This is a genomic window from Leptothoe sp. PORK10 BA2 (genome assembly GCF_034932105.1).
Classification (GTDB): Bacteria; Cyanobacteriota; Cyanobacteriia; order Phormidesmidales; family Phormidesmidaceae; genus Leptothoe.
Map to the genome: position 1 here is coordinate 49,330 of NZ_JAYGIG010000017.1, position 11,972 is coordinate 61,301.

At 49.7% G+C, this 11,972-nt stretch carries 10 protein-coding genes; 8 read left to right on the forward strand and 2 right to left on the reverse strand.

Going from position 1 to position 11,972, the window contains the following annotated elements; translation table 11 throughout:
* Window positions 1-157: 157 nt before the first annotated feature.
* From proB to VB741_RS07090, 4 genes are all read left to right on the forward strand, one after another.
* Complete coding sequence (gene proB, locus VB741_RS07075; RefSeq protein ID WP_323364455.1) at window positions 158-1,348, forward strand: glutamate 5-kinase; 1,191 nt, start codon at window positions 158-160, stop codon at window positions 1,346-1,348.
* Between the two features lie 111 nt (window positions 1,349-1,459).
* Window positions 1,460-2,479, forward strand: a complete 1,020-nt coding sequence (gene galE, locus VB741_RS07080) for a UDP-glucose 4-epimerase GalE (RefSeq protein ID WP_323364456.1) — start codon at window positions 1,460-1,462, stop codon at window positions 2,477-2,479.
* 396 nt (window positions 2,480-2,875) lie between these two features.
* Entirely contained in the window at window positions 2,876-4,000 is a 1,125-nt protein-coding gene (locus tag VB741_RS07085; protein ID WP_323364457.1) for a HetZ-related protein 2, read from the forward strand.
* A gap of 123 nt (window positions 4,001-4,123) precedes the next feature.
* Complete coding sequence (locus VB741_RS07090; protein ID WP_323364458.1) at window positions 4,124-5,371, forward strand: hypothetical protein; 1,248 nt, start codon at window positions 4,124-4,126, stop codon at window positions 5,369-5,371.
* A 49-nt stretch (window positions 5,372-5,420) separates the two neighbouring features.
* On the opposite strand, the gene VB741_RS07095 is transcribed toward VB741_RS07090, so the two are convergent.
* Both VB741_RS07095 and rpsO read right to left on the reverse strand, forming a co-directional pair.
* Window positions 5,421-5,921, reverse strand: a complete 501-nt coding sequence (locus VB741_RS07095; RefSeq protein WP_323364459.1) for a PAM68 family protein — start codon at window positions 5,919-5,921, stop codon at window positions 5,421-5,423.
* A 69-nt stretch (window positions 5,922-5,990) separates the two neighbouring features.
* Window positions 5,991-6,260: a 30S ribosomal protein S15 gene (gene rpsO, locus VB741_RS07100; RefSeq protein WP_323364460.1), complete on the reverse strand. Its 270-nt coding sequence runs from the start codon at window positions 6,258-6,260 to the stop codon at window positions 5,991-5,993.
* Between the two features lie 710 nt (window positions 6,261-6,970).
* Between rpsO and VB741_RS07105 the strand changes: the two genes are divergently transcribed.
* From VB741_RS07105 to VB741_RS07120, 4 genes are all read left to right on the forward strand, one after another.
* Window positions 6,971-9,070 (forward strand): glycoside hydrolase family 10 protein, encoded by a 2,100-nt coding sequence (locus tag VB741_RS07105; RefSeq protein ID WP_323364461.1) that lies wholly within the window; start codon window positions 6,971-6,973, stop codon window positions 9,068-9,070.
* 124 nt (window positions 9,071-9,194) lie between these two features.
* Window positions 9,195-10,028, forward strand: a complete 834-nt coding sequence (locus VB741_RS07110; RefSeq protein WP_323364462.1) for an ABC transporter permease — start codon at window positions 9,195-9,197, stop codon at window positions 10,026-10,028.
* Between the two features lie 94 nt (window positions 10,029-10,122).
* Window positions 10,123-11,445 carry an ABC transporter ATP-binding protein gene (locus tag VB741_RS07115; protein WP_323364463.1) on the forward strand — a complete coding sequence of 441 codons (1,323 nt, stop codon included), beginning with the start codon at window positions 10,123-10,125 and terminating at the stop codon, window positions 11,443-11,445.
* Entirely contained in the window at window positions 11,435-11,848 is a 414-nt protein-coding gene (locus tag VB741_RS07120) for an FkbM family methyltransferase (protein WP_323364464.1), read from the forward strand. Before VB741_RS07115 ends, VB741_RS07120 begins: the two co-directional genes overlap by 11 nt.
* Window positions 11,849-11,972: the final 124 nt, after the last annotated feature.

An 11,972-nucleotide genomic window follows, 5' to 3' on the forward strand; every position in this document is an offset into this window, starting at 1 on the left:
TTGCGACGATAATTGCATTCAATCGGATCGCACTTTTATAAAGATCCTGAATTAATAAACGCGCGCGACTATTAGAAAGGGGGGCAGCCTTGGCTGTACCCCTTTTCTATTTTCGAATCATTGTTTGCCTCATTCCCCCATCCCCCGATAATTTTTCGTGACTGCATCACCCTTCCTGGCCAAGAGTAAACCGGCCAAATCCCAAACCATCGTGGTCAAGATCGGCACCTCTAGCCTGACCCGGTCCGATAACCAGCTAGCCCTATCGGTGCTGGCCCGTTTAGTAGAAACCCTCAGCCAGCTGAGACAACAGGGGCATCGGGTGATTTTGGTGTCTTCCGGGGCTGTAGGGGTGGGCTGTGCCCGTCTGGGTCTAAGGGAACGGCCCAAGGCCATTGAACAAAAACAAGCGGTGGCGGCGGTCGGCCAGGGACGGCTAATGCGGGTCTATGACGATCTGTTTACCGTGCTGGACCAGCCCATTGCCCAGGTACTGCTCACCCGGGGCGATTTGATGCAACGTTCCCGCTATGTGAATAGCTATCGCACCTTTCAGCAACTGTTTCAGCTGAATGTTATTCCCATCGTCAACGAAAATGATACCGTCGCCGTAGAGGAACTGAAGTTTGGTGACAATGATACGCTGTCGGCCCTGGTGGCCAGCCTGGTGGGGGCCGACTGGCTGTTTTTACTCACCGATGTGGATCGGCTTTATTCCGCCGATCCACGGGCTAATCCAGATGCCACCCCCATCACCTGGGTGCAAGATCTGGAGGATTTGAATATTGACGTGGGTGATCGCGGCTCAGCCTGGGGCACCGGCGGCATGATCACCAAGTTGGAAGCGGCCCGCATTGCCACCAGTTCGGGAATTCGCATGGCCATTACCAACGGCCAGTCTCCAGATAATATTCTCAAGATTTTGGCAGGGGAACCCCTAGGCACCCAATTTGCCCCCCAGCCCAAACCGAATAATGCCCGCAAACGTTGGATCGCCAATGGCCTGCAACCGACTGGACGACTATATTTAGACCCGGGGGCAGCCAGGGCCGTTGGCCAGGGGGGGAAATCCCTACTGTCTGCCGGGATTGTGGCCATTGAGGGGGACTTTCAGGCCCAGGATGCGGTGGTACTGTGCGATCGCAACGGACAAGAAATTGCCCGGGGCCTGGTCAACTATAACCACCATGAACTTCAGCAGATTCGCGGACGTCGTTCTAGTGAAATTTCCATGATCTTGGGCTATGACGGTGCCGATACCGTGGTGCATCGAGATAACTTAGTGCTAAATCCTGACACCCTAGGGTCTGAAATAAAACCGATGGCAGCAGATGAGCAGCCCCATTAACTTAGTTGGGATACGCCGTAGTCAAACCGGCAACAATAATATGACTCACCCAGGTCCTAGGGCTGTATGACTATTTTTATTTCCATAACTTAACTCTTAAAAATACTTTCTATGACTAATTCCAGTACCTCAGCGCCATCGATGCCAGCAATTTTAGTCACGGGAGGGGCTGGATATATCGGTTCCCATGCCGTACTAGCCCTGGAGCAAGCGGGCTATCAAGTGGTGATTTTAGACAGCCTGGAATATGGCCATCCAGACCTGGTCAAGCAACACCTCAACGCCAAACTAGTAGAAGGCAACACAACGGATCGTGCCCTGTTGGACCAGCTCTTTGGCCAGTACAACTTTGTCGCTGTGATGCACTTTGCCGCCTATATCGCCGTGGGTGAGTCGGTGACCGCTCCGGCAGAATATTACCGCAACAACGTCTACGGCACCCTGAACCTCCTTCAGGCCATGGAAGCAGCCAATGTCAAGCGATTTGTATTTTCCTCCACCTGTGCAATTTACGGCCCCCCAAAAACCGTCCCCATCCCAGAAGACCATCCCAAAAATCCCATTAGTCCCTATGCCAGCAGCAAGCTCATGGTGGAGATGATGCTCCAGGATTTCCAAGCAGCCTACGGTCTACAGTCGGTATGTTTTCGCTACTTCAATGCAGCCGGAGCAGACCCCCAAGGTCGCCTAGGGGAAGACCACAATCCTGAAACCCATCTGATTCCATTGGTCCTGCAAACAGCCCTGGGACAACGGGACCACATCTCCATCTACGGCACCGACTATGACACCCGTGATGGCACCTGCATCCGGGACTACATCCATGTGACCGATCTCGCCGATGCCCACGTTAAAGGGGTGAAATATTTGATAGATGGTGGCGAGACCGCCTTTATCAATTTGGGTAACGGCAATGGATTTACCGTCAGGGAAGTGCTCGAAACAGCCCGTAAGGTCACGGGACATGCCATTCCTGCCATAGAGTGTGAGCGTCGCCCTGGGGACCCCCCCAGCCTGATTGGCAGCAGCGACCATGCCCGTCAACGGCTAGGATGGATGCCCCAATACGCCGATCTCGAAACCATCATTAGCCATGCTTGGCAATGGCATCAACAGCGCCATGGTTCCTAAAGAGCGCCCCCCTTCAAATCTTTCCCAGCTAAATGAGCGGTTGAATGGGGGCCCCTTCAAATCTTGCCAAGATAAATGAACGGTTCAATGGCGGCCCCTTCTAATCTTTCCAACGTAAATGAACGGCTCAATGGCGGCCCATTAATCTTTCCGGAATAAATTAGCTGAGGAAGTACTGATAAGAAGTCTGGTTCATCAGTATTTTTACTGGCTGTTCTAAGCTTTTCCATCGTGCTTTCTACCCCAGTGGCCTTAGGGAAAAATACGCAAATGGGGAAAAGTAAATATATCCAGATAATTCAAGGGATTGAGTGGACTAAAATGAGCAAATCATTCATCTATCCTTTCCCATGGCATTTCGCTAAGGGCAATCTTTAATCAGCAGCAGGCGCACCCATGACAGTGGCAACCACAATCGTCAATCAATGGCAGCAACGGCTTCAGTCTGATTTGCCCGATCAAAGTCCAGATACCCACACAGCTATTAACCAGTGGCTTTGCGGCGAAAACATTGAACGATTTGAAGAGCTTTCTCGCAAGGATCTGTCCATTGCTACCCAGGCGATGGATTATCGCTATCGCATTTTCTACAAAACCTACTGGGGATTAACCCCGGATCGGGCCTATCAAACCCTGATGAAAAAGCTGGGGGGCCTATTTCTGGTGCGGAGCAAAATCCGTACATGGATTGCCCTGAGCCGTGATCGTCAGCGCCAGGTAAAGGATGTCCTGCAGGAAATTATCCAGGAAATGCTCCAGAGCGATGGCCATCTACAACAGCAGATGAGCTGGATTGCTAAGATTACCCAGCGTCCCCAGCTGCGTAATCTGCTAACCATGGCGACCATCGAAGAATATTGTCTCCGACCGATTCGGAATCAACCGCTGATTGTCTATCGCTTTGTCAACTACCTACGGCGCTCCCAGCGGGGGGGCATGACCCAAGTCCCTGGAGCCCAGCTGATTCAGCTGATTTCAGAGGAGATTGGCACCGATGATACCGATAGCACCATCAGCCTGTTTGATCTGCAAGCCGTCGGCAAATATGAGCAGGAGCAGGCCTTTGAGGAAACTCAGCGGGCCCGGCAGTCGGTTAAAGATAGCTTTACCGATTATTTGCAAGAAACCTTAGGGGATACGGCAACCCAATGGTTAGAGCTACACCTGCATGGCTATACCCAAGAAAGCATTGCTCAAAAACTCGACCTATCGATTAATCAGGTATATCGACTACGGGAGAAAATCAGCTATCACGCGATTCGCATTTTTACCCTTAAAGAACAGCCAGAACTGGTATTAGGTTGGCTAAAAACCACCCTCACGGACCACGACCTGGGGTTAACAGCCAGCCAATGGCAAACCTACTGGCAAACGTTAGAACCGTCCCAACAGGAACTCCTTTCCGAGTTAAAACAGGGAAGTGATGTGGATGCGATCGCACAAAAACTAGGGTGTAAATCTAAACAGGTCATGGGCGAATGGGCTAAGCTTTACCTAGCCGCCCAAAATCTACGAACCTAGCCACAATAGGACTCTTGAAGGTTGTCTTCGGGCAACAGGCATGGGTACCCCATGGACAGGTTTTCCCATCACCATCCTTGTGCCTGTACCCTGATGTTCGTTATTCCTTCCTAGGCAGTCACCATGTCAATCTTCCCCGAAGATAAGGCCTTATCCCCCCCCTTGCCCGGTCCTCAAAAGACGGAAGTCAAGGCAGATTTAGACCAAATGTTTCTCTTGATAGAAGGCATCCTACCCTTTGAAGCCTGCCTTTACTATCAGGTTCTGCCCCTTTCAATTGAGGGCAGCAGCCTAAACCTAGGCATGGTTAACCCTGACGACAACTCCGCCTCTGACTATGTCAGACGCCTGGTGTCCTACATTAACTGCTCCATCGTCTCGCGCCCCATTGCCTCCGACTGGCATCGAGAGATCCTCTCAAAATTTCTGAGCCATTCAGCCAAAAGTCGCCAGCCATCCCAGCCATCCCAGCCCCAGACGGTCTCCAATTCCAAGGCCTTTGAAGAACTGCCGACCCTAGTGGTCGAGTCGCCAACGGAGATCATTGAAGCTCCCCATAGAGCCATTACCCAACCACCAAAGACTCCTATTCCAGAGAAATTTGAGAGTCCAGCACCATCAACACCCCCATCCCACCAGGATGCTCAGCAATCCCCACAGCGTCCTGTAGCTGCTATCCAAGCGGCTGAACCACCCGTTGTCCCACTAGCCGCCCCACTCACCATAGAACTCAAAGACGAAGCATCCGATCCCGATGGTGACACTGCCGATGAAAAGCCATCAACATCATCGTCAGAAACAGGTTTTCGTCCCAGCCAAACGACCCCCAAAGAACTGACCCAGGTTCTCCTCAAGCGCATCATCACCCAAGAAGGCATCGGTAGACTTTATCTAGAGCGCCAAAATGCAACCTGCCGCATCCTCTGGAGCAAGGACGGTGTGGTGCAGTCTGTAGTCGATGATGTGTCCCCCCAGCTCTTTCAAGGGGTGATCAATGAACTCAAACGGATGATGAGCCTCTCATTGATTCCCGTACGAAAACCCAAGCAAATCGAGATCGAACGCATCCACAACCAGAAACGCATCCTACTGAGGTTTCGAGTCACGCCAGGGGAGCATGGTGAAGCAGCCACCCTACAAATACTGCGCGGCGCAGCCCTCAAGTTTTACCAACAGCAGCAAATTGACAACATTAGCCGCGATGCCCTAGGCATTGCCCACGACTTACAGCAGCGCATCGATGAACTCCGAACCCAGGCACAACGAAACTTAGATACCCAAGATACAAAACAAAAAACCCTGCCAGCAATTATGAACATGCTGAAGCAGATGGAGCAACAGCTGCACGATATTATCGATGAGCCAGACTAAACACTAGCCCTCAGTTAATTAAGCTAGGCTAATCCGGCTCTAGTCCTCGCTACTCAGATGCAGATGGCTTCTTGCGCAGACCTTGCACCATACGCCGGAAGTTGACGGAAAATTCGGACCACCCCAGCAAACTACCAGCTTCTTCTTCCTCCCAGGAAGAAGATAGGACGCCATAGGTCAAACCCATCACCCCAAGGCCAAAAAAGCCCAAGGAAACCAGCAGCACAACGACATTGGGAAACTCAACAATATGCCGGGTCAGCAGGATATAAGCCACGACAAACGAAGACATACCTAAAAATGTAGGTACCCCAGAAAACACAGCCATGCGCCGCATCATCCGGCGGCTAACCACCTCGGGAATGCCAGCATCAACCTTGCTAACCCGCTCGGAACCAGCAGCAGATTCCTTCCTCGGAGACGTTTTCCCTGGAGACCTAGGGGACGATTTAGGCAAGGGCTTATCATTAGACGAGGTCGCCTTACCACTCGACTGCTTACTGGACTTAGGTTCAAAGGGCAGCGGCTCACGCTGAGACTCCGAAGGCATAAAACACCTGAGATGCTAGATGGGGCAGATGGGGCCGTGACTTTCAACTATCGGGGCACTATCGGGTCCTTAGCCGCGAATGCCCAAACGCTTAATCAGAGCCCGATACCGCTCAGCATCTTGCTGAATCAAATAGGCCAATAGGCGCTTACGGCGGCCAATCATACGCAGCAGCCCCCGACGAGATGAATGATCTTTCTTATTAACCTGTAGGTGCTTGCTCAGGCGGTTAATTTTCTCAGTGAGCATGGCTACCTGCACATCGACAGATCCAGTATCTGTTTCATGCACCTGGTAGTCAGTGATAATTGTTTGCTTTTGTTCTTGCAGGAGCGCCATATAGCTTACCGATTACAGCCGATTAAACGAATTAATGAACTTGCTTGAACAGGCACAGTAGCACTATTCAACGCAGGATTTTGTATTTTACTACAGCAACGCCAGTCAATTTGGATATTTATAGAACTTGTACGGCTGCCGATGCTGCGAAGAAATGACTCCTTCGGTTCAGCCGAACCGAGGCCGCAAAAGGCACCATGGGCTAAAGGATCTGGGCATGCTTAAGCCATAGACTAACCGAATGACTGATAACGGATTGAATATGAAACAGCTTTTTCCCAGGCAGCCCACCGGAAACTTTACGGAATCAGCCAACGAAAAAATATGCCTTATGTTCTGGCTAATCCGCCAGAGAATGTAAAGAGGGATAGCAACGGTGCCATTTTGTTCTATTTTAAGAACAAAATGGCACCGTTGCAGATACCTTAATAATTCCCTGCTAAAAAGTTTCTCAAGGCATTGTCCAGACACCTAGGCATTAGTTCAGCGTAATGAACCGATTTTTTCAGCCATTTGATTAGATTTCCTAAATTTTGCCGTTTCAAACAGGTAAACCCTGTGCCAGAACGGTGCCTTCCTTCGGTATAGTCCTTTTGGGAATTACGTAATTTCGTCATTTTCGTTACTGAAAATATCCCAACCCATAGGTTTTTTGGCACCCTATTGCTTTTGCTGCGTCAATCATCTTGCTTAGCTTGTTACCCCTGCCCATGATTCATCCATCGCTTGTTATCTCCCATCCTCTGGCCAGCCATACTATGGCTATTTTGTTAGGGGGTCTGCTACTGGCTGTCCCTAGTACGGCTAAGGCAACTCAGTCACCATTGTCCCTAGGGGAATCATCTCAGGTGACTCCAGACAGCCTGGCGCTAGGATCTTTGGCCTCCGATGACTCATGGGCAGGGTTAGGCGATGGATTAAACGGTGGACTAAACGGTGAGGAACTGGCTCTAGACGCGCTGGATCCAGCCAATAATGTTGAACCCCCTGGGTTAGATATTCGTTCAGGCAATGCGGCCATTAGCCCCTATCTCGATCGGGCCATGCAGGATGAACTGAAGCACCTGATGGGCCGGTTTGAAGGGGCATTGCTCCAGGGCTATGCCAGTACTCAACCCACAGAGTTAGCCCTCACATCTATTCGTACCGAAGGCAGCCTCAACGCGAGTCTGGGGGCGGCTAGTCTTGCCACCCCACTCACCCATCCAGCCCTTGAAACCGCACAGCAGACCCTGAGTGATTGGCCTGAGTTGATCGCCCGGCGTGACTATGGTACGGCTCGCCGTCGATGGATTGAAGCGCGGCAAGGCCTCTGGAATGCTTTTCCAGTGGAGCAATCCTTGGCCCAACCCGAAATTCGGGCCATGTGGTTAGATCGCGGCACTATCGTCCGGGCACGTTCCGAGGCCAACTTAGCCCAGGTGTTTGATCGGTTGGCGGCGGCGGGCATTAATACGGTTTTCTTTGAAACGATCAATGCGGGCTATCCCATCTATCCGAGTCGCATTGCTCCCCAGCAAAATCCCCTCACCCGCCACTGGGACCCCTTAGCTTCAGCGGTCAAACTGGGCAAAGAGCGGGGCATCGAAGTCCATGCTTGGGTATGGCTATTTGCAGCCGGGAACCGTCGTCACAACCACCTGTTAAATTTACCCGCTAACTATCCAGGGCCACTGCTCAATGCCAATCCGGGCTGGGCTGCCTATGACCGCCAGGGCCGTGCCATCCCCGTGGGCCAGGATAAACCGTTTTTGGACCCGGCCAATCCAGAGGTGCGTAGCTATTTGATGCGCATGCTGCAGGAACTGGCCAATAACTACGATGTGGATGGCATTCACTTTGACTATGTGCGCTATCCCTTTCAAGACCCGGCGGCGGATCAGACCTACGGCTATGGCACAGCCGCCCGGCTACGCTTTCGGGATATGAACGGCATAGACCCAGCGCTCCTGTCTCCTCGGAACAACCCATCCCTGTCATCACAAGAACAACGGCGACAGCAACAGCTGTGGCAACTTTGGACAGAGTTTCGGGTAGAGCAGGTGAGCTCATTTGTGGCAGAGGCCTCCCAAATGCTCCGGCAGCAACAACCCGATCTGACGATTTCAGCGGCTGTATTTGCTAAGCCCACCCATGAACGGGTCCAAAAAATCCAGCAGGATTGGGAAACTTGGGCCAAGCGGGGGGACGTGGATTGGATCGTGTTGATGAGCTATGCCATGGATACGAAGCGATTCGAGGATTTAATTAGGCCTTGGATTCTGGAGGCAGACTATGGCTCTACCCTAATCATTCCGGGGATTCGATTGCTGAACCTGCCTGAGATGGCGGCGTTGGATCAGATTCAAACGCTGCGGGATCTGCCGGTGAGTGGCTATGCCCTGTTTGCGGTGGATAATCTGCAGCGGGGTATTCAAACCCTACTGAATAATACCCAGGGGGAAGCAGGACTGTCCCCATCGATCCCCCAGCAGCAGCCGTTTAATACGGCAACAGAGCGCTATCAGGCCCTACAGCGTGAGTGGAGCTGGCTTTTGAGTAATGGTCAGATATTGATGCGCGAAGAGAAGATGGCGCAGTGGGTGAGTGATGTTAACGCCTTGGGCGATCAGCTGGCTGATTTGGCAGCGGACCCCTCCCATCGAAAATTGGAGCAGGTAAGGTCGCAACTAACCGAGCTCGAGCGAGTCATCACCACTGAACTATCGGTCAAATCCCAGCAAAACCAATATCGACTCCAAGCCTGGGAACACCGCCTAACCACCATTGAACATTTGCTGGCCTACGGTGAGCAACGATTTATTCCTTAGGCAGTTGATAGACTGCCTAGTACCTAAGATTTAGGCAAGAGCAAGCTTTTTTGATACTACCGTTTTCAACTTTGGGCATGCTGAAGGGGTAAGGTTTAGTTCCTACCCATAGGTGATTGTCCTAATGACCGAGCCAATTCCGGAACTTATCATCGAAGCCGGTCGTACTGAGGCTCAGTACTGGCGTGATCTGTGGCGCTATCGTGAGCTGTTTTACTTTTTGGCATGGCGCGATGTCTTAGTGCGTTATAAACAGACGGTGATTGGTGTAGCCTGGGCGTTACTCCGTCCATTTTTGACCATGCTCGTCTTTACGGTGGTCTTTGGTCGACTAGCCAATTTGCCATCGGAGGGAGATGCACCTTATCCGATTTTGGTTTTTGCCGCGATGCTCCCCTGGCAGTTTTTTGCCAATGCCCTGTCAGAGTGTAGCAATAGCCTCATAACTAACTCAAACCTGCTATCCAAGGTCTATTTCCCTAGGTTGGTGGTACCCACCAGTTCTGTCATCGTCAGTTTTGTAGACTTTTTGATTTCAGGGATCATTTTGCTGGGGCTGATGGCTTGGTTTAATGCGGTTCCCACCTGGCGTATTTTGACGCTGCCCCTCTTTATTGCCATTGCCTTTGCTGCTGCCATGGGAGTCGGTTTGTGGCTAGCGGCACTGAATGTGCAGTATCGAGACTTTCGCTATATCGTTCCGTTTATCGTCCAGTTTGGACTTTATATTTCACCGGTGGGCTTTAGTAGTACTATTGTGCCGACAGATTGGCGGTTGCTTTACTCTCTCAATCCTATGGTGGGGGTAATTGACGGTTTCCGTTGGGCCATTATTGGCGGTGATGTACAGCTCTTCTGGCCAGGTTTTTGGCTCTCTCTATTACTGGTAGTAGTGGTGCTAGTAACTGGCGTACAATACTTCCGTCACATGGAACGGTCCTTTGCTGACATCATATAGACCAGTCTATTTGCGTTACAGATACTGATTGTTTTCTGAATATCCATAGCTCCCCAGGAGCAACTAACAAATCATTAGTGTTATCCCTTGTCATATGTCCGACACGGTTATTCAAGTCGAAAATCTAGGCAAGAAATACATTATTGGGCAGCAGCAGGAAAGCTCTTATAGCTATAAGGCCTTGCGAGACGTGTTGGCCGATAGTGCTAAATCATTGGGTCGTCGCTTAAGACATCCTGGCAAACCCTTTGTTTCATCCAACCAAGAAGAGTTCTGGGCACTGAAGGAACTTTCGTTTGAAATCAAGCAAGGAGAAGTGGTTGGCATTATTGGTCGCAATGGAGCAGGCAAATCCACACTACTCAAAATTCTTAGTCGGATTACTGAACCGACAACAGGACGTATTCGCTTGCGAGGCAGAGTGGCGAGTTTACTAGAGGTCGGCACAGGATTTCATCCTGAACTAACAGGTAGAGAGAATATCTTCCTGAATGGTGCCATTCTAGGCATGAGCAGAGTCGAGATTAATCGAAAGTTTGACAAGATTGTTGAATTTGCAGAGATAGCAAAGTTTTTGGATACTCCGGTTAAACGCTACTCCTCAGGAATGTATGTGCGATTGGCCTTTGCCGTTGCAGCCCATTTAGAGCCAGAAATCCTAGTAATAGATGAAGTATTGGCAGTAGGAGATGTGGCTTTCCAGAAAAAATGTCTTGGAAAAATAGAAAATATTGCTCGCCGAGAACAAAGAACCGTGCTGTTTGTCAGCCATCAAATGGCAGCAATCAAGAGCCTCTGTTCAAGAGTCATAGTACTAGATAGCGGCCAATTAAAAATTGACAATAGTCCTCAAGCAGGTATTAATTTTTACTTGAAAAATTTAGAAACCGTAGTCAACAGACAAGCAATTTCGGCACTAAGACGTACTGGAACAGGAGCACTAAAACTCATTGACTTCTGGGTTGAAGATTCTTCAAGTGAATCAATTGGAACCGTCGTTTCAGGCAGCGATATTACACTCAAATTTAGTTACTATCGAAATACAATAGCACCTTTAAATAAAGTAGTCTTAGGCTTTAGCTTGCATACTAGCTTAGGCGATATCTTATCTATCGTATATAGCGATTACATGGGAGTTTCATTTTCAAACTTGTCGACAAAAGGAGAAATCAGCTGTCAGATCAAAGATCTGAATCTTTCGAAGGGAAGATACTATGTTGGCGTCAGAATACTAGTCAATCAAGTCGAAGCTGATTGGCCACGCGGATATGTCGGATTCATTGACGTTGAAGACGGCAATTTTTATGCAGAGGGAAGAACCCCACATAGTGGAATCGGTCCTATTCTAATTCGAGGTAAATGGCAGGCAACAGATACATCTAAACCTCAGAAATTACTTACGAAAAATGACTCCTAACCTTACAAGAGCATTAAAGAAATATCAACTAATTGCAAAGTCGCTCATACACCCAACAGGCTATTTTATTTACCCTAAAAATCTTTATAAATATCACAACCTATCCTTTTCCCAAGAAGGCGAGGATAGAGTGTTACATCGCATTTTTGAAGGTAAAAAAAAAGGATTTTATATAGATGTCGGAGCATATCACCCACAACGTTTCTCTAATACTTATTTGTTTTATTTGTCGGGCTGGAAAGGCATTAACATTGATGCTTCTCCAGAAAACATAAAAAGATTTACAAATCTAAGGCCTCGCGACATCAATCTATCGATTGCAATTAGCGATACGTGTCAGGAACTAACATTTTATACTTACAAGGAATCAGCTCTAAATACATTTTCTTATGAGTTAGCTTAGTAAGCGTCACAGGGGATGCCCAGGCATAAGCGAGAGTGGGGACTGAGCAGATCTAGTGTTAGCCTCGACCAAAGGTAATAGGGACGGCGCAGGTAAGCCTGCCCGCGCAGCCCGAACCGCTTCG